This window comes from Stenotrophomonas sp. FR010, assembly GCF_047520755.2.
In the GTDB taxonomy this organism is placed as follows: Bacteria; Pseudomonadota; Gammaproteobacteria; order Xanthomonadales; family Xanthomonadaceae; genus Stenotrophomonas; species Stenotrophomonas sepilia.
In genome coordinates, this window is record NZ_JAXBQT020000009.1 from 37,767 (window position 1) to 56,348 (window position 18,582).

Annotated in this window: 12 protein-coding genes; all 12 read left to right on the plus strand. The window is 69.7% G+C overall.

Features of this window, described 5'->3' with window-relative positions:
- Positions 1-52: 52 nt before the first annotated feature.
- The 12 genes from ACM0PK_RS10165 (at position 53) to ACM0PK_RS10220 (ending at position 18,582) form a co-directional block, all read left to right on the plus strand.
- Positions 53-7,960, plus strand: coding sequence for an ESPR-type extended signal peptide-containing protein (locus ACM0PK_RS10165; RefSeq protein WP_414607523.1), 7,908 nt, complete (start codon positions 53-55; stop codon positions 7,958-7,960).
- A gap of 158 nt (positions 7,961-8,118) precedes the next feature.
- The gene (locus ACM0PK_RS10170) at positions 8,119-9,972 is read left to right on the plus strand and encodes a S8 family peptidase (RefSeq protein ID WP_072168891.1); all 1,854 of its coding nucleotides are present in this window, start codon (positions 8,119-8,121) and stop codon (positions 9,970-9,972) included.
- Positions 9,973-10,108: 136 nt separating this feature from the next.
- Positions 10,109-11,830 carry a type II secretion system ATPase GspE gene (gspE, locus tag ACM0PK_RS10175; protein ID WP_053499707.1) on the plus strand — a complete coding sequence of 574 codons (1,722 nt, stop codon included), beginning with the start codon at positions 10,109-10,111 and terminating at the stop codon, positions 11,828-11,830.
- Positions 11,831-11,854: 24 nt separating this feature from the next.
- Positions 11,855-13,075, plus strand: coding sequence for a type II secretion system protein XpsF (xpsF, locus tag ACM0PK_RS10180; RefSeq protein WP_069139470.1), 1,221 nt, complete (start codon positions 11,855-11,857; stop codon positions 13,073-13,075).
- 49 nt (positions 13,076-13,124) lie between these two features.
- Positions 13,125-13,568: a type II secretion system major pseudopilin GspG gene (gene gspG, locus ACM0PK_RS10185; protein WP_005415225.1), complete on the plus strand. Its 444-nt coding sequence runs from the start codon at positions 13,125-13,127 to the stop codon at positions 13,566-13,568.
- A gap of 6 nt (positions 13,569-13,574) precedes the next feature.
- Positions 13,575-14,069: a type II secretion system protein XpsH gene (gene xpsH / locus ACM0PK_RS10190; protein ID WP_414607522.1), complete on the plus strand. Its 495-nt coding sequence runs from the start codon at positions 13,575-13,577 to the stop codon at positions 14,067-14,069.
- Positions 14,066-14,485 (plus strand): type II secretion system protein XpsI, encoded by a 420-nt coding sequence (xpsI, locus tag ACM0PK_RS10195; protein WP_414607521.1) that lies wholly within the window; start codon positions 14,066-14,068, stop codon positions 14,483-14,485. The genes xpsH and xpsI overlap by 4 nt, the downstream gene beginning before the upstream one ends.
- Positions 14,482-15,114 carry a type II secretion system protein J gene (locus tag ACM0PK_RS10200; protein ID WP_231352537.1) on the plus strand — a complete coding sequence of 211 codons (633 nt, stop codon included), beginning with the start codon at positions 14,482-14,484 and terminating at the stop codon, positions 15,112-15,114. Before xpsI ends, ACM0PK_RS10200 begins: the two co-directional genes overlap by 4 nt.
- Complete coding sequence (locus ACM0PK_RS10205) at positions 15,111-15,974, plus strand: type II secretion system minor pseudopilin (protein ID WP_065179641.1); 864 nt, start codon at positions 15,111-15,113, stop codon at positions 15,972-15,974. Before ACM0PK_RS10200 ends, ACM0PK_RS10205 begins: the two co-directional genes overlap by 4 nt.
- Positions 15,971-17,116 carry a PilN domain-containing protein gene (locus ACM0PK_RS10210; RefSeq protein WP_065179642.1) on the plus strand — a complete coding sequence of 382 codons (1,146 nt, stop codon included), beginning with the start codon at positions 15,971-15,973 and terminating at the stop codon, positions 17,114-17,116. The genes ACM0PK_RS10205 and ACM0PK_RS10210 overlap by 4 nt, the downstream gene beginning before the upstream one ends.
- Positions 17,091-17,804 carry a type II secretion system protein GspM gene (gspM, locus tag ACM0PK_RS10215; RefSeq protein WP_061478433.1) on the plus strand — a complete coding sequence of 238 codons (714 nt, stop codon included), beginning with the start codon at positions 17,091-17,093 and terminating at the stop codon, positions 17,802-17,804. Before ACM0PK_RS10210 ends, gspM begins: the two co-directional genes overlap by 26 nt.
- Positions 17,794-18,582, plus strand: a complete 789-nt coding sequence (locus tag ACM0PK_RS10220; protein WP_180885660.1) for a type II secretion system protein, XpsN-like — start codon at positions 17,794-17,796, stop codon at positions 18,580-18,582. Before gspM ends, ACM0PK_RS10220 begins: the two co-directional genes overlap by 11 nt.

Genomic DNA, 18,582 nt, shown 5'->3' on the forward strand with positions numbered 1-18,582 from the left:
CCCGGCGGTGGCGTTGCTTTGCCCAAAACCAGTCCAATCAGGAGCCGTACCGATGAATCGGATTTATCGCAAGGTCTGGAACAAAGCATTGGGTCAGTTGGTGGTGGCCTCGGAACTGGCCTCCTCCGACAGCAGCGGTGGTGTTGTCGACCAGCGCCGCGATACGACACCGGCCACGCCCGCGCTGTTGGCGGTGGCACTGGGCCTGGTACTGGGATTGGGCCTGAGCGGTTCCGCCATTGCACAGTCGGTGCAGATCGGCGGCAGCGCCACCTGCGTGGCATTCAGCGGCAAGCTGCTGGAAAAATGCCTGGTGGAAGGCTCCGCCAGTGCCAAGGGCAGCAACGCGGTGGCGATCGGCAGCAACAGCAGCGCCACTGCCGCCAACAGCGTGGCGCTGGGCGCAGGCTCCAGGGCCACCCGCGCCAACACGGTGTCCGTTGGCGATGCCGGCAAGGAACGGCAGATCACCAACGTGGCTGCAGGCACCCAGGCCACCGATGCGGTGAACAAGTCACAGCTGGATGCGCAGGCGCGCGCCACGCAGGCCGCGCTGGCGGACGTCGCCGCAGATGGAAACCGCTATTTCAAGGCCGATGGCGCAGGTGATGACAGCGACGCGGCGAAGATCGACGGGCAGGGCGCGGTTGCAGCGGGCGCCGGTGCGCAGTCGTTGGCCAATGCCACCACCGCCATCGGTACCCAGGCGATTGCCGCCGGCCTGGGCGCCAGCGCGTTCGGCCAGGGCGCATTGGCAATCGGTGACGCCAGCGTGGTGGTCGGGCAGAGTGCTGCCGCGTTCGGTCTTGGTGACACCGCCGTCGGCGCCAGTGCCTATGCGGCAAGCGAGAATGGCGCGGCCACCGCCTTGGGCGCGTTGTCCGAAGCCACTGCCGATGGCGCCACTGCCGTGGGTGGCGGTGCCGTGGCGATGGGCCTGGGCAGTACCGCACTGGGCCGCGGCGCCACCGCCGCCAACGAAGCATCGATCGCGGTGGGTGCGTTCAGCACCGCCGTGGGTGAGTACAGCGCCGCGCTGGGGTCCAACTCGGCGGCGGTTGCCACCGGCAGCGTGGCGCTTGGCGCCGGCTCGCTGGCCGACCGTGTCGACACCGTGTCGGTCGGCGCCGCCGAATATGGCCTGACCCGGCAGATCACCAGCGTCGCGGCGGGTACTGAAGATACCGACGCGGTCAATGTCGGCCAGTTGAAGGACGTGGCCGCCGTGGCCGATGCCACCGCCAAGCACTTCCAGGCCACGGGCAGCCGCAACAGCGATGCGGGCGCGCTGGCCGAAGGTGACGAGGCACTGGCGGCCGGCGAGGCGGCCAACGCCATCGGCAATGGCACCACCGCCGTGGGTGCCGGTGCCACGGCCGTTGCGCAGAACGCCACCGCCATCGGCAACAACGCGCTGGCGTCAGGCCAGAACAGCGCCGCGTTCGGCAACAACGCACAGGCGAACGGCCCGGGCAGCGTCGCCGTCGGCGGTGCCGCCGTTGATGCTGATGGCAATCCGCTGATCACCAGTGGCGGCGTGCCGGTGGAAACCGGCGCCACCAGCGCAGGCGTCGGTGGCACTGCAGTCGGTGCCAGTGCCGAAGCCAGTGGATTTGCGGCGTCGTCCTACGGCGTTGGCGCGTATGCCGCCGGTGCGCAGTCGTCCGCATTCGGTGCGGTCGCCAATGCCATCGGTGACTACTCCACCGCACTGGGTACGCAGAGCACCGCCACCGGTACCAGCAGCGTCGCCATCGGTGGCCCGGCCGACCTGATTCCGGGCCTGGGCTTCTTCGTGCAGACCCAGGCCAGCGGCGAAGCGGCGACGGCCGTCGGCGCCGGTGCCATTGCCAGCGGTGATCGTGCGGTGGCCAACGGCAGCCTGACCGAAGCGTCCGGTGCGGAATCCACCGCCGTGGGCTACTTCGCCTATGCCCCGGGTGAGAATGCCAGCGCGCTCGCTGCGCAGACCTGGGCCAGCGGCGCGCAGAGTACCGCCGTCGGTTATTACGCCACCGCTCGCGGTGCCAACAGCGTTGCACTGGGCGCGAACTCCGAAGCGGTGCGCGCCAACAGCGTGGCCGTGGGCAGCGCAGGCAACGAGCGGCAGATCACCAGCGTTGCCGCGGGCAGTGAAGCCACCGATGCGGTCAATCTGGCCCAGTTGAAGGGCGTCGCTGCCGTGGCTGATGCCACCGCCAAGCACTTCCAGGCCACCGGCAGCAGCAACAGCGATGCCGGTGCGCTGGCCGAAGGTGAAGATGCGCTGGCCGCTGGCGAGGCGGCCAATGCGATCGGCAATGGCACCAGTGCACTGGGTGCGGGCGCCGTCGCCATCGCGCAGAGCGCCACTGCCGTCGGCAGCAACGCGCTGGCCTCGGGGCAGGGCAGCGCGGCCTTCGGCGCGGCGGCCACCGCCAGTGGCAGCAACGCCACCGCCCTGGGAACGCAGAGCAGCGCCACCGGCGCTGGCAGCGTTGCCATCGGTGGCCCGGCCGACATCGTGCCGGGCATGGGACTGTATGTGCAGACGCGGGCCAGCGGTGTGTCCTCCACCGCGGTAGGCGGCGGTGCGGTCGCCAGTGGTGACCGCTCGTTGGCCAACGGCAGCTTCACCGAAGCAGTGGGCGCGGAATCCACCGCGCTGGGTTACTTCGCTTATGCCGCAGGCGACAACGCCAGTGCACTGGGCGCGCAGACCTGGGCCATCGGCAAGGACAGCACGGCCATCGGTTACTACGCCACCGCTGGCGCCGAAAACAGTGTCGCGCTGGGCGCCTATTCGGGCTCCAATCGGGCCAATACGGTGGCCGTGGGCACCAATGGCAATGAACGCCAGATCGTCAGCGTGGCCGCGGGTACGCAGGCGACGGATGCAGTGAACAAGGCGCAGCTGGACGCTGTGGCAAGCACCGCCGACGGCACCGCGCGCTTCTTCCAGGCACAACCCGAAGCGGGCAGTGATGCCGGTGCGTTCGCCGAGGGCGAAGGCGCGGTCGCGGCCGGTTCGTCGAGCAATGCGATTGGCGCCGGCGCGGTTGCACATGGCGCTGCCGCGTCGGCGATCGGTGATGACAGCGTGGCGGTGGGTCGCAACAGCAGCGCCACCGGCAACGGCGGTGTTGCCATCGGTGGCCTCGGGCAGGCCTACGATGAGTACAACCAGCCGATCATCGGCGCCGACGGCAAGGCGCAGCAGGTGGGCACCACGGCGGCCGCCGATGCCACGGCGGTCGGCAGCGGTGCACAGGCCACCGGGGCTGCCAGCAGCGCGTTCGGCAATGCCGCCAAGGCCAGTGGCGACAACAGCTTCGCGGCAGGCGGCAAGTCGCGCGCCACCGGCAGCTATGCGGTCGCGGTCGGTGACAGCGCCTTCGCCAGCAGCGATGACAGCACCGCTGTCGGTGGTTACAGCTGGGCGACGGCCAGTGGCGCAGCAGCGTTCGGTTCGGGTGCGTGGGCCACCGCCACCAATGCCTCGGCATTCGGCAACGCGGCGTGGGCCAGCGGCAGTGGCGCAACCTCCATCGGCTACAACAGCTGGGCCAATGGTGCCAGCTCCACCGCGGTCGGCCGTGGTGCCTTCGGCTATGGCGACAACAGCGTGGCGCTGGGCTTCCAGGCGCTGGGCAACAGCCTCAACAGCATTGCCATCGGCACCAACACGGTGGCCGGTGGTGAAAGCGCGATTGCGTTGGGCGCCGGCAGCAACGCCAGCGCCAGCAATGCTGTCGCGCTCGGTGCCGGTTCCGTTGCCAGCCGTGCACGCACGGTGTCGGTGGGCAGCAGCGGCAACGAGCGGCAGATCACCAACGTCGCTGCCGGTACCCAAGCCACGGACGCGGTGAACAAGGCACAGCTGGATGCGGTCGCGAGTACCGCCACCACCACCAGCCGCTTCTTCCAGGCCAGTGGCAGCGGCGACGACGTAGCCGGTGCGCTGGTGGAGGGTGACAACGCGCTGGCTGCCGGTGATGCGGCCAACGCCATCGGCAACGGCGCCACCGCGCTCGGCAGTGGTGCCAACGCGCTGGCCAACAACGCGCAGGCGATCGGTTTCAACGCGCTGGCCAGCGCCGCCAACGCCAGCGCCGTCGGTGCCAACGCACAGGCGACCGGTGAGTACGCCACCGCGCAGGGTGCGGAAAGCGAAGCCAGCGGCGAGCAGAGCGCAGCGTTCGGTGCCGCCAGCATCGCCAGTGGTGCCGGCAGTACCGCCAACGGTGTGTTGTCCGAAGCCTCCGGCGAGGAAGCCGTGGCGGTGGGCTACTTCAGCAACGCCAGCGGCAGCGGCGCCACCGCGGTCGGCAGCGAGAGCGTCGCCAGCGGCACCGCGTCGGCAGCGTTCGGCATCGGCGCAGAAGCGACCGGTGGCTACAGCACCGCCATCGGTGGCTATGCGCAGGCTTCGGCGTTCAATGCCACCGCCTTCGGCAACTTCGCCAATGCCTCCGGTTCCAACAGCGTGGCGCTGGGCGGCGACTCCGAGGCGTCGGGTGCCTACAGCACCGCCACCGGCCAGGGCAGCCTGGCCACCGGCACCAACAGCGTCGCCGTCGGCGGTTCGCTGTTCGGCGTGCTGGCCACCGAAGCATCGGGCAATTACTCCACCGCCGTCGGTGGTGGCGCCTGGTCCGGTGGCATCAACAGCACCGCACTGGGCAACGCCGCCGAATCGCGCGCGGCCAACAGCGTGGCGCTGGGCGCCGATTCGATCGCGGACCGCGACAACACCGTGTCGGTGGGCGGTGGTGGCAATACCCGCCAGATCACCAACGTGGCCGCTGGCACGCAGGGCACTGATGCGGTCAACAAGAACCAGCTCGACGCAGTAGCCGCAGCAGCGGAAAAGACCAGCAGGCAGTTCCAGGCCAGTGGCAACGCCGATGGTGAAACCGGCGCCCTGGTCGAGGGCGACAACGCGCTGGCGGCCGGTGATGCGGCCAACGCCATCGGCAACGGTGCCACCGCACTCGGCAGCGGCGCCAATGCACTGGCGGCCAACGCCACGGCGGTCGGCATCGATGCGCTGGCCACCGGCAACAACGCCGCAGCACTGGGCAGTACCGCACAGGCCACCGGCGAAGACAGCCTTGCGCTCGGTACCGGCGCCAGCGCCAGCGAGCTGGGTGCCAGCGCCGCGGGTACGCGTGCACAGGCCAGTGGTGCGTACAGCACCGCGACCGGCACCGAATCCAACGCCAGCGGCACGCAGGCACTGGCCAGTGGCTTCCGCAGTGCCGCCTCCGCCGATGGCACCACCGCGGTCGGTGGCTATGCTGAAGCCAGCGGTCGCCTCGGGACCGCGTTGGGCTACGGCTCGGCGGCCAGCGGTGCCAACACCACGGCAGTGGGCTTCGGCGCCGCCGCGGCCGGTAGCGGTGCCGTTGCGGTCGGCCAGTCCAGCGAAGCCAGTGGCGCTGAGAGCGTGGCCATCGGTGGCAGCACCTTCTTCGGCCTGATCCCGTCGCGCGCCAGCGGCACCGGCGCGGCGGCCTTCGGTGCCGGCGCCTGGGCGACCGAAGATTACGCCACCGCGATCGGCTGGAACTCGTGGGCGGATGCGGCAGATGCCACGGCACTGGGCGCCAGTGCCACCGCCAGTGGGTTGAACAGCGTGGCGCTGGGCGCCGGCTCCAAGGCCGAGCGCGACAATACCGTGGCCGTGGGCACCGCGGGCGGTGAGCGCCAGGTGACCCATGTCGCAGCCGGCACCGAGGCCACCGACGCGGTGAACAAGGGCCAGCTGGACGCGGTTGCCAGCGTTGCCGACAGGACTGCCCGGCAGTTCCAGGCCAGCGGCAACGCCGATGGCGAAGCCGGTGCCCTGGTCGACGGCGACAACGCACTGGCCGCCGGCAACGCGGCCAACGCCGTCGGCAACGGCGCCACCGCGCTGGGCAGCGGAGCCAACGCCATGGCCGTCAACGCCACCGCCATCGGCGTCGATGCCCTGGCCACCGGCAACAACGCCGCGGCTCTGGGCAACAACGCACAGGCCAGTGGTGTCGACAGCGTGGCGGTGGGCAGCGGCGCCAGCGCCGGCGAACTCGGTGCCAGCGCCAGCGGCACCGGTGCCCAGGCCAAGGGTGCCTACAGCACCGCCAGTGGTGCGCAGGCCACGGCCAGCGGCACGCAGTCGCAGGCCAGCGGCTTCCGCGCCAACGCCTCGGCTGACGGTGCCTCCGCGCTGGGCAGCTATGCCGAAGCCAGTGGCCGGCTTGGTACGGCGGTCGGCTACGGCAGCAAGGCCACCGGCGCGAATGCCACCGCAGTGGGTGTCAGCGCCAATGCGTCGGCAGCCGGCAGCATCGCACTGGGTGCCGGCTCGGTGGCTGATCGTGCCAATACCGTGTCAGTGGGCAGCGGCACCAGTGATCGTCAGATCACCCGTGTCGCCGCCGGTACCGAGCGCACCGATGCAGTCAATCGTGGCCAGCTCGATGCGGTCGCGGCGACCGCCGATGGCACCGCACGCTACGTCAAGGCCACTGGTGCGGGTACCGCCAGTGCCAGCGGCAGCGATGCCGCTGCGGTCGGTTCGGCCGCCAGTGCCAGTGGTGCACGCAGCAATGCGCTGGGTGCCAACGCGATGGCCATTGGCAATGGTGCGCTTGCACTGGGCAACAGCGCCGGCGCGTCCGGTGCGAACTCGGTGGCTCTGGGGGCGGGTTCGCGTGCGCTCGATGCCAACGTGGTCTCGGTCGGCGGCGGCAATGGCACCGATGGCCCGGCCACGCGGCGCATCGTCAATGTGGCCGACGGCCGCATCGCTGCCGGCAGCACCGATGCGGTCACCGGTTCGCAGCTCAACGTCACCAACCAGCGCGTGGGCGCAGTGGAAACCCGCGTCGGTGATTTCGATTCGCGCATCGCGACGGTCGAGACCACGGCGGCCAGTGCAGTCGGCTATGACGACGCCAGCCGTGATCGCCTGACCCTGTCCGGCTTCCAGGGCACCACCATCGACAACGTCGGTGCCGGCAGCATCGCCGCCGGCAGCCGCCAGGCGATCAATGGCGGGCAGTTGTTCCAGTCGCTCAGTGATGCCGCCAGCTTCCTCGGCGGTGGCGCCAGCGTCGGCATGCAGGGCGTGTTCGTGGCGCCGAACTACGTGATCCAGGGCGCCACCTACAGCAACGTCGGCGATGCGCTCGGTGCGCTGGACCGCAAGGTCAGCGAGATCGATCGCCGCACCGCCGGAGGCACGCGTTCGGGAACGGCAAGCCTGCGTTCGATGAGTGCCTCGCTGGATGAAAGCGCACTGGCCAGCGTCGCCGACGCACCGGCCACCGCCGACGCGGCACCGGCCAGCACCGCACGCGTGCAGGGCACGCCGACGGCCGCCGCCGCCGGTGCCGGGATTCCGGTTGGCACCCCGGCCACGGGCTTCAATGCCGTCGCCATGGGTGAGGGCGCAGTGGCCAGTGGCGCCTCGTCCACCGCCATCGGCCAGGGTGCCAGTGCCACGGCTGCCAACGCGGTGGCTTTGGGCCAGGGCTCGGTTGCCGATCGTGCCAACACCGTGTCGGTCGGTAGCGAAGGCAACGAACGCCAGGTCACCAACGTCGCCGCCGGCACCACCGCCACCGACGCCGTCAACAAGGGCCAGCTGGACCGTGGCATGGCCACTGCCAACAGCTACACCGACAGCCGCGTGCAGGCCGTCGCCGACAGCTTCGATGTGTTCAAGGGCGAGATCGACGGGCGCCTGCGCCACATGGATCGCCGCATCGACCGCCAGGGCGCCATGAGCGCGGCGATGCTCAACATGGCCACCAGTGCCGCCGGTATCCGCACCCAGAACCGGGTCGGCGTCGGCATCGGTTTCCAGGGCGGCGAGTCGGCGTTGTCGCTGGGCTACCAGCGTGCGATCAGCGATCGCGCCACGGTCACCTTCGGCGGTGCCTTCAGCAGCGACGACAGCTCGGTTGGCGTCGGTGCTGGTTTCGGCTGGTAAGCCAAACCACTGCGCCGGCGGCCACCCACGCCGGCGCATCACCTGCAACGAGGGCCTGGGGGGAGGTCACGGCAATCCCGGCTGGGCCGGCCGGGAGTCGTCAAGGAATGATGGCCGCAGTGTTGGTTCGATCCATGACCCAGAAGAGGAATTTCGACGTGATCAAGAAGCAGAACCTTCGCATCAATGTGCTTGCCGCCGCCGTGCTGTCGATGACCGCGGTGGGTGCCGTCCACGCCGCCGGGTTGCCGACCCGTGAACCGGTGCGCCAGGCCAGCACCGCCGAGCCGGGCGCCGAGCGCATCATCGTCAAGTATCGTGCCGGCACCGCTGCGGCGGGCGACCGTTCGGCCAAGCTGTCCACCGTGCAGTCCGCGCTGACCCGCGCCAGCCTGTCCGGTGGCACCGCCCGCGCCAGCACGCTGGGCCCGCAGGTCGTGCGCAGGCTCGGCGTCGGTGCCGACCTGATCCGCCTGCAGGGGCGCCTGGCGCCTGCGGAACTGCAGCGCGTGCTGAAGGAACTGAAGGCCGACCCGGCCGTGCAGTACGCCGAAGCCGACGTGAAGCTGCGCCGCACCGAGCTGCGCGCCGGTGACGTGCAGCCGGCGCTGGCGCCGAACGATCCGTACTACCAGCAGTACCAGTGGCACCTGCACAACGCCACCGGTGGCATCAACGCACCGTCGGCGTGGGATGTATCGCAGGGCGAGGGCGTGGTAGTGGCCGTGCTCGACACCGGCATCCTGCCGCAGCACCCGGACCTGGTCGGCAACCTGCTGGAAGGCTACGACTTCATCAGCGATGCCGAGACGTCGCGCCGTGCCACCAACGATCGCGTGCCGGGCGCGCAGGACTATGGCGACTGGGTCGAGAACGACAACGAGTGCTACACCGGCTCCGTCGCGGAGGACAGCTCCTGGCACGGTACCCATGTGGCCGGCACCGTGGCCGAGCAGACCAACAACGGCGTCGGCATGGCCGGTGTCGCGCACAAGGCCAAGGTGCTGCCGGTCCGCGTGCTCGGCAAGTGCGGTGGCTACCTTTCCGATATCGCCGACGCCATCACCTGGGCCTCCGGCGGCACCGTGGCGGGCGTGCCCGCCAATGCCAACCCGGCCGAGATCATCAACATGAGCCTGGGTGGAAGCGGCAGCTGTGACGGAACCTACCAGGATGCGATCAATGGCGCGATCTCGCGTGGCACCACCGTGGTCGTGGCGGCCGGCAACGAGACCGACAACGCATCCAAGTACCGTCCGGCCAGTTGCGACGGCGTGGTGACCGTCGGCGCCACCCGCATCACCGGCGGCATCACCTACTACTCCAACTACGGCACCCGCGTGGACCTGTCCGGTCCGGGGGGTGGCGGCAGCGTCGATGGCAATCCGGGCGGCTACGTCTGGCAGTCCGGTTCCGATGCGGCCACCACGCCGGAGTCAGGCAGCTACAGCTACATGGGCATGGGTGGCACGTCGATGGCCTCGCCGCACGTGGCTGCCGTCGCTGCACTGGTGCAGAGCGCGCTGATCGCCAAGGGCAAGGATCCGCTGGCCCCCGCCGCGATGCGCGCGCTGCTGAAGGAAACCGCGCGCCCGTTCCCGGTCAGCATCCCGACCGCCACCCCGATCGGCACCGGCATCGTCGATGCCAAGGCGGCGCTGGCCAAGGCACTGGAAGAGCCGTGCACCGAGAACTGCGGGCCGGTGGCGACGCCGCTGACCAACAAGGCCGCCGTGGGGGGCCTGAACGGTACGGCCGGCAGCAGCCGCCTGTACAGCTTCGAGGCAGCCGCTGGCAAGCAGCTCAGCGTGATCACCTACGGTGGCACCGGCAACGTGTCGGTCTACATCGCCCAGGGACGCGAGCCGAGCGCCAGCGACAACGATGGCAAGTCGACCCGTCCCGGCACGTCCGAAACGGTACGGGTGAACAAGCCGGTGGCAGGCACCTACTACATCAAGGTGGTGGGCGAAGCGGCCTACAACGGCGTGAGCATCCTCGCCACGCAGTAAGCCTGACGTGTCGTAGTTGAACGGCCGAGGCCCGTCATCCTGTGTGACGGGCTTCGTCTTTTTACGAAAGCTGGCCGCATGGCGGCGGAAATCATGGCTTAACTGCTAAAGTCGGTCCGATTGACAGGAGAGTCACGTGAACGCGCTCGCTGCAACCGTTACCGACGATGCCGAAGGCCGCATCCTGGATGCGCTGCTGGCACGCGGCCGGCTCAAGGAAGGAGACCTGGCGCGCGCGCGGCCGCTGCACGCCGAGGCCGGCGGCAGCCTGCTGGGCCTGCTGGTGCGCCTGGGCCTGGTGTCTGAACGCGACCAGGCACAGGCCAGCGCCGAGGTGCTGGGCCTGCCGCTGCTGGAGGGCAAGCAGGTGCCGGAAGCCCCGCCGCAGGCGCTGGCCGAGGGACTGCCGCTGTCGCTGCGTTTCCTGAAACAGTTCCATGTGTGCCCGCTGGAGCTGAATGAACACGGGGTGCGTCTGTGGCTGGCCGATGCCCACGATGCCTATCCGCAGCAGGCCGTGCAGTTGGCGCTGGGGGTTCCGGTGACACCAGTGCTGGGCATGCGCGCGGAGATCGATGACCTGGTCGAGCGCTGGTTCGGCCAGGGCCGCAGCGCGATGGGCGCGATCGTGGAAACCGCCGATGGCGAGGGCGGCGCGGTCGACGATATCGAGCACCTGCGCGACCTCGCTTCGGAAGCGCCGGTGATCCGTCTGGTCAACCTGGTGATCCAGCGTGCGGTGGAACTGCGCGCTTCGGATATCCATGTCGAACCGTTCGAGAGCCGGTTGAAGGTCCGCTACCGGGTCGATGGCGTGCTGGTGGAGGGCGAAAGCCCGCCGGCCAACCTCACCGCCGCGGTGATCAGCCGCATCAAGATCATGGCCCGGCTCAACATCGCCGAGCGCCGCCTGCCGCAGGACGGCCGCATCATGCTGCGCGTGCAGGGCAAGGAGCTGGACCTGCGCGTGAGTACCGTGCCCACCGCGCATGGCGAAAGCGTGGTGATGCGCCTGCTGGACCGTGAAACGGTGGTCTTCGATTTCCACCGGCTCGGCTTCACCGACGCCTTCCTGCCGCAGTTCCGCAAGGTACTGGAGCAGCCGCACGGCATCCTGCTGGTGACCGGCCCGACCGGCTCGGGCAAGACCACCACGCTGTACACCGCGCTGAGCCAGCTCAACACCGCCGACGTCAAGATCATCACGGTGGAAGATCCGGTCGAATACCAGATCGAGGGCATCAACCAGATCCAGGCCAAGCCGCAGATCGGCCTGGATTTCGCCAACGCGCTGCGCAGCATCGTCCGCCAGGATCCGGACATCATCATGATTGGTGAAATGCGCGACCTGGAAACCGCGCGCATCGCCATCCAGTCGGCATTGACCGGCCACCTGGTGCTGTCCACCCTTCACACCAACAATGCGGCCGGTGGCATCACCCGCCTGCTCGACATGGGCGTGGAGGATTACCTGCTCACCTCGACCATCAACGGCATCCTCGCCCAGCGCCTGGTGCGCCGGCTGGAGCCGACCCATGCCGAACGCTACGCAGCCTCGCCAGAGGAGATCGAACGCTTCGAGCTGCGCCGCCTGCAGCCGGAGGGACCGATCCACCTTTACCGCCCGAAGCCCTCGGCGCTGGCGCCGACCGGCTACCTGGGGCGTACCACCATCATGGAATTCCTGGTGATGAACGATGCGCTGCGGCGTGCGGTGATGCGTCGCGATGGCATGGGCGAGATCGAGCGCATCGCCCGCGAAGCCGGCATGCGCACCATGTACGAGGATGGCCTGTCCAAGGCGTTGAGCGGACAGACCACCATCGAGGAAGTGCTGCGCGTGACCGAGGAAAGCTGATGCGTGCAGGGCGCCGGGGCTGACATGCCGAACTACCGCTACAAGGCGCTCAATCCGCACGGTGAGGTCTTCGACGGGCAGATGGAAGCGGCCAGCGAGGCCGAGCTGATCGCGCGCCTGCAGGACCAGGGCCACCTGCCGATGGAGACGCAGCTGGCCGACGCCGGCGCGATCGGCGGCAGCAGCTGGCGCAACCTGCTGCAGCAGCGCCCGTTGCAGGGCGCTGCATTGCTGCAGTTCACCCAGCAGCTGGCGACCCTGCTCGGTGCCGGCCAGCCGCTGGACCGCGCGCTGTCGATCCTGCTGGGGTTGCCCGAGGACGAACGATCGCGCCGCGCGATCACCGACATCCGCGACGTGGTGCGCGGCGGTGCACCGCTGTCCACCGCGCTGGAACGCCAGCATGGGCTGTTCTCGCGGCTGTACGTGAACATGGTGCGCGCCGGCGAAGCCGGTGGCAGCCTGCATGAAACCCTGCAACGCCTGGCCGACTACCTCGAGCGCAGCCGCGCGCTGCAGGGCAAGGTCATCAACGCACTGGTCTACCCGGCCATCCTGTTGGTGGTGGTGGGCGGCGCGCTGCTGTTCCTGCTTGGCTATGTGGTGCCGCAGTTCGCGCAGATGTACGAGAGCCTGGACGTGGCGCTGCCGTGGTTCACCAATGCGGTGCTGCAGCTGGGCCTGTTCGTGCGCGACTGGTGGGTGCTGCTGCTGGTGGTGCCGGCGCTGCTGGCGCTGTTCTTCGAGCGCAAGGCGCGGCAACCCGCGTTCCGGCTGGCGCTGGATGGCTGGCTGCTGCAGCGCCGTGGCATCGGCCGTCTCGTCGGTGAACTGGAAACCGCGCGCCTGGCGCGCACGCTGGGCACCCTGCTGCGCAACGGCGTGCCCCTGCTGGGCGCGCTGGGCATCGCCCGCAACGTGCTGGGCAACCGCGCACTCGCCGCCGACGTGGAAACGGCCGCCGATGAAGTGAAGAACGGCGCCGGCCTGTCGCTGGCACTGTCGCGCGGCAAGCGCTTCCCGCGCCTGGCCCTGCAGATGATCCAGGTCGGCGAGGAATCCGGCGCCCTCGATACCATGCTGCTGAAGGCGGCCGACACCTTCGAACAGGATAGTGCCCGGCGCATCGACCGCCTGCTGGCGGCGATGGTGCCGGCGATCACCCTGGTGCTGGCCTCGGTGGTGGGCGCGGTGATCGTGGCCGTGCTGGTGCCGCTGTACGACCTGACCAATGCCATCGGTTGACGATGGCACTCCCTGCAACCCCGACACTCCGCAACTGAAAGGACCGTCCATGATTGCCCGTCGCCGACCGATCCGCCTTTCCTTCACTGCCGCGCGCAACCAGTCGGGCATGAGCCTGCTGGAAATCATCATCGTCATCGTGCTGATCGGCGCGGTGCTGACCCTGGTCGCCAGCCGCGTGCTGGGCGGTGCCGACCGTGGCAAGGCCAACATCGCCAAGGCGCAGGTGCAGACCGTGGCGTCCAAGATCGATAACTACCAGATCGACACCGGCAAGCTGCCCGGCTCGCTCAATGACCTGGTGACCGCACCGGCCGGTGTTGGCGGCTGGCTCGGCCCGTACGCCAAGCCGGCCGACCTGAACGACCCGTGGGGCCACGCCTTGGAATACCGCGCACCGGGCGAAGGCCAGCCCTATGAGCTGGTCAGCCTGGGCAAGGATGGCAAGGCCGGCGGCAGCAGCGTCGACGCTGACATCCGCTACCAGCCGTAACCGCGCATGACGTATTTCCTGCCGCGCCGGTTGCCCCACCCGCGCCTGCACGGCAGGCGCGCGGCGGGACTGTCGCTGCTGGAAATGCTGCTGGTGATCGCACTGATCGCGGCGATCGGCCTGATCACCGCCGCTGGCCTGTCGCGCGGCGTCGCCGGCATGCAGCTGCGCAGCGCAGGCAAGGACATCGCCAGCCAGCTGCGCATGGTGCGCGCGCAGGCGATCGCCCGCGGTGAACCGCAGCGCTTCGTCATCGAGCCGGCGCGGCGGCGCTGGGAAGGCGCCAACCAGCGCCACGGTGAGGTGCCCGTACAGCTGCAGGTGCAGTTCGAAGGTGCCGCACAGCTGGCCACCGCGCCGGGGCAGGGCGTGATCGAATTCCATCCCGATGGTGGCTCCAGCGGTGGCCGCATCCGGTTGCAGCGCGACGGCGCCGAATGGCGCGTCGACGTCGGCTGGCTCACCGGCGAGGTCCGCTCCGGCCCCTGGCGGGCGCAATGAAGCGGCGCGCGCGTGGCTTCACCCTGCTGGAAGTGATCATCGCCTTCGCCCTGCTGGGCCTGGCGTTGACCCTGCTGCTGGGCAGCCTGTCCGGCGGCGCAAAACAGGTGCGCGATGCCGAGTTGCGCACGCGCGCGGTGCTGCACGCCCAGTCGTTGCTGGCCGAAGCCGGTGTCGACACGCCGCTGCAGGTGGGCAGCCAACAGGGTGACTGGGAACAGGGGCGCTATCACTGGAAACTGCAGGTTCAGCCGTGGGTGGAGCCCCGCGCCGGCACTGTCGGGCAGGCGACGTCACCGGGTACTGCATGGCTGGCGGAGCTGCAGTTGCAGGTGCGCTGGGGCGACAGCGAACGCGAGCAGCTGCGCTGGCGCAGCCTGCGCCTGTTGCCGCCCGACCTGGAGAATGCCCGGTGAGGCGCCGCGCCGCAGGGTTCACCCTGGTCGAAGTGATGCTGGCCACCGTGTTGCTGGCCGGCGGCCTGGCGTTGGCCTTTGCCAGCGTGCGCTCGGCGATGGCGGTCAGCCAGCGCGGCGAGCAGATCGCCGCCGAAAGCGAACGCATGCGCGCGGTGGAATCGTTGCTGCGCAGGCAGCTGGCGGCTGCGCTGCGCACGCCGCTGGAAGTTCCGGATCCCACCCGCGAGCCGGTCTTCTTCCAGGGCGAAGAGCAGCGCATGCTGTTCGCCGCCGACCTGCCCGGCTACCTCGGCCGTGGCGGACCCTACCTGCATGCGCTGCAGGTCGACGGACACGATGGCCAACAGCGCCTGCTGCTGGAGCTGGTGCTGCTGCAGGAAGGCGAGCGCATCGCCGAGAACCCGCCGCGCCCGCCCGAGGTGCTGGTGGAAAACCTGAAGTCGGTGCAGCTGCGCTATCGGGGTATCGATGCCAGCACCGGGCAGGTGACTGACTGGATGCCTCGCTGGGACGACACCCGCCGCCTGCCGATGCTGGTGGAGATCCAGATCGCGCCGGCCCGGGGTGCGCCGTGGCCGCCGCTGGTGGTGGCGCTGCGCGCCGGTGGCAGCGGAGGCGCGCGATGAGGCGTCAGGGTGGGGCGGCACTGGTGCTGGTGCTGTGGCTGATCGCGTTGATGACCGCGCTGGTCGGCGCATTCGCGCTGAGCGCACGGGTCGAACACCTGCAGCAGCGCGTGCTGGATGACGATGCACGCGGGCAGGAACGTGCGCGCGCCGGCCTCGAATATGCACTGCTGCGCCTGTCGGCCGATCCGCAGCGCGCGCCCTGGCGTGCCGATGGCCGGACCTATCGCTGGCAGTTCGACGACGCCAGCATCGAGATCAAGGTGCTGGACGAGAACGGCAAGATCAACCTGAACCTGGCCGATGCCGCGCTGCTGGCCGCCTTCCTCAAGGCACTGGGTGAAGACGATGCACAGGCCCGGCAGCTGGCCGGGGCCATCATCGACTGGCGTGACGAGGACAGCCTGCTGCAGCCGGGCGGTGGTGCCGAAGCGCAGGACTACGCCGCAGCCGGGTTGCCCTATGGCCCACGCAACAAGCGGTTCGAGACCCTGGGCGAGCTGCAGCGCGTGCTGGGCATGCGCGGCACGCTGTACCGGGCGATGTTGCCGCACCTGACCCTGTACAGCCGCCAGGCGCGGCCGGATCCCCAGTTCGCCGGCGCACCGGTGCTGACCGCACTGGGCCTGGATGCGGATACCGTGCTGGCGCAGCGCGCCCAGCAGGAGCGTGATGCAGATTCCGCTGGTGGTACGACAACGCTTGCCAGCAGCAGCGGCACCTATAGTATCGAGTCCGCTGCCATCGACAGCAGTGGACGCAGGTCGGTGTTGCAGGCAGTGATACGCAGTGGCTCGGGCGGGGTTCCCGGGCGGACCTACACAGTGCTTCGCTGGGAGCAGGGAATGACAGCAAGATGACGGCGTGGCAGGACAGTCTGCGGCAGGTGCAGGGCCGGATCGGCCCGGGCGCTGGCCGTTTCCTGCGCTGGTGGCGGCAGTCGCTGCTGGCCTGGGTACCGGTGCGCTGGCAATGGGCGTTGGGCTGGGGCCAGGCCCGCCTGTTGCTGCAGCCTGAGAGCGACCAGCTGCAGGTCTGGCGTGAGGCCGGTGAACGCCGCGAAGTGGTGGCGCGCCTGCCGTGGCCGCTGTCGCCGGTGGAACTGGACCGGGTACTCGAGCCGCGCCTGCGCAGCCTGCCCCGGGTGTGGCTGCTGCCCGCGGCGGATGTGCTGCGGCGCACGCTGCGCCTGCCCGCCGCGGCGGCCGACCGCCTGCGTGCCGTGGTCGGTTTCGAGATCGACCGGCAGACCCCGTTCGAAGCGTCCCAGGTCAGCTATGACGTGCGTGAACTCGGCGCGGGCGGCGAAGGGCAGTTGCAGGTCGAACTGGTAGCGTGGCCACTGCGGCAGCTGGAAGCATGGCGCACGCGGGTGGGCCAATGGGCCGATGCGCTGGCCGGCGTCGATGCCATCGATGCGCAGGGCAACGTGTTGCAGGTGAACCTGCTGCCGCCCGCGCAGCGCCAATTGCGGCCAGACCCGATGCGGCGCTGGAACCTGCTGCTGGCAGCGGCATCCGTCGTGATGCTGGTACTGGCCGCGGTGCAGTTGCTGGACAACCGCCAGGCCGCCGCCGACGAACTGCGGGCGCAGGTCGAGCGCAGCGCGCGCAGCGCGCGTGGCGTGGCCAGCGAACGCGCGCAGCTGCAGGCGCTGATCGATGGTGCTGCATTCCTTGAGAAGCAGCGCAGCCAGCGCGCCGGTACCGTGGAGATCTGGAACGAACTGACCCGGCGCCTGCCGGAAGGCACCTACCTGGAAAAGCTGGCGATCGAGAACAACAACCTGCAGCTGATCGGCCTGAGCCGCGAGGCATCGCAGCTGGTGCAGCTGCTGCAGGATGCACCGCAGTGGCGCAAGGTCAACCTGACCGGGGTGTTGCAGGCCGATGGCGCGGCCAGTGGCCGCGACCGCTTCACCATGACCGCCGAACTGCAGCCGTTGCCGGCCGCAGCACCGACCCCGGAGGCGGCCGATGCCGATGCCAAGCGCACGCCGTGATCGCTGGTTGGCGCTGGCACTGCTGTTGGCAGTGCTGGGCCTGGCCTATCTGCTGCTGGTGCACCCCTGGTTCACCCAGCCGCTGCGTGCGATCGATGCCGATGTCGCCGCCCTGCGCGAACGCGAGTCGCGCGTGCAGGCGCAGCTGCAGCAGCAGCCGCAGATCGAACAGCGCCTTCGCGCTACCCGCGAGGCACTGCAGCAGCGGCCAGGCTTCCTGCGCGAAGCCACCGCCGAAGCTGCCGCCGCTGCATTGGGCGCCCGGCTGCAGGATGCGGTAGCGATGGCCAGCCCGGGCAACCGCAGCTGCACCATCAGCAACCGCACGCCGCTGACCGACAACCGGCGCGATGCCGAGTTCGTGCGCGTCGCCATGCAGGTGCGCCTGCGCTGCGGCGTGGCCGAACTGGCCACCGTGCTGCACAGCCTCGAAACCGGCAGCCCCCGCCTGTTCGTCGACAACCTCAACCTGATCGCGCAGCGCTTCCAGCAATCGCCGAACGAATCGGGGCTGGGCCTGGATGTGTCCTTCGAGCTGGCCGGCTATCTGCTGCCAGGCGCCGCCGCCGATGGCACGGTTCCGGCGCCCGCTGCAGCGCCGACGCCGGCTGCTTCGCCGGCCGAGGCCACGCCTGCGCCCCAGCCGGCGCCCCCGTCCGAAGGGCAGGAGGTGGCCGATGAAGCTTGAGCAGATCAGCCTGCGTACCGGCTTCCTGCTGGCACTGGCCGGCTGGGCGGCGATGGTCTGGCTGGCAACCGTCTTCGGGCTGGGCAGCCAGCTGCCGGGCGCGGACGGTGATGCCGACGCCGCGCCATCGCTGCCATCGCTGCCGCCGCTGGCTGCAGAGCGCATGGCCAGCGCCGACAGCTACAGCGCGATCGGAGAGCGCCCGCTGTTCGCCGAAGACCGCAGGCCGCGGCCCTATCTGCTGGGGGGCAGCGAACCGGCGGCCAGTGCCGCGTTGCGCCTGACCGGCGTGCTGCTGACCGGCGATTTCGGCATGGCCACCTTCACCACCGAACAGAACCGCTCGCTGCGCCTGCGTCTCAACGGCGAAGCCGTGGATGGCTGGCAGCTGGTCGCGCTGCAGCCGCGTCAGGCGACGGTGATCGGCCCCGGTGGCAACCAGGTCCTGGAACTGGCCGTGTTCAACGGCCAGGGCGGTGAGCCGCCGACGGTGCTGCGCGGTGCCAACGGTGTACCGCCTGCAGGTGCGATCGTTGTGCCGCCTTCGGCGGGTGCTCCGCCGGCGCCGTCCCCGGTCGCGGCCACCCCACCGACGCCGCCCGCCGGCAATGCCCCCACACCTGCGGCGTCAGCTGCCAAAACACCACCGGCCAACAACAACGGTCCCAGCGAAGCGCAGATGCAGGCCATCCGCGAACGCATCCAGGCCCGCCGCCGCCAGCTGCAGCAACAGCAGCAACAACCGTCGCCGCCCCCGGGCGATGGCACCAACCGATAG

Coding starts and splice junctions, on each gene's coding strand:
- ACM0PK_RS10165 (WP_414607523.1), top strand. CDS start 53: ATGAATCGGATTTATCGCAAGGTCTGGAACAAAGCATTGGGTCAGTTG.
- xpsF (WP_069139470.1), top strand. CDS start 11,855: ATGCCGAACTACCGCTACAAGGCGCTCAATCCGCACGGTGAGGTCTTC.
- gspG (WP_005415225.1), top strand. CDS start 13,125: ATGATTGCCCGTCGCCGACCGATCCGCCTTTCCTTCACTGCCGCGCGC.
- xpsH (WP_414607522.1), top strand. CDS start 13,575: ATGACGTATTTCCTGCCGCGCCGGTTGCCCCACCCGCGCCTGCACGGC.
- xpsI (WP_414607521.1), top strand. CDS start 14,066: ATGAAGCGGCGCGCGCGTGGCTTCACCCTGCTGGAAGTGATCATCGCC.
- ACM0PK_RS10205 (WP_065179641.1), top strand. CDS start 15,111: ATGAGGCGTCAGGGTGGGGCGGCACTGGTGCTGGTGCTGTGGCTGATC.
- ACM0PK_RS10210 (WP_065179642.1), top strand. CDS start 15,971: ATGACGGCGTGGCAGGACAGTCTGCGGCAGGTGCAGGGCCGGATCGGC.
- gspM (WP_061478433.1), top strand. CDS start 17,091: ATGCCGATGCCAAGCGCACGCCGTGATCGCTGGTTGGCGCTGGCACTG.
- ACM0PK_RS10220 (WP_180885660.1), top strand. CDS start 17,794: ATGAAGCTTGAGCAGATCAGCCTGCGTACCGGCTTCCTGCTGGCACTG.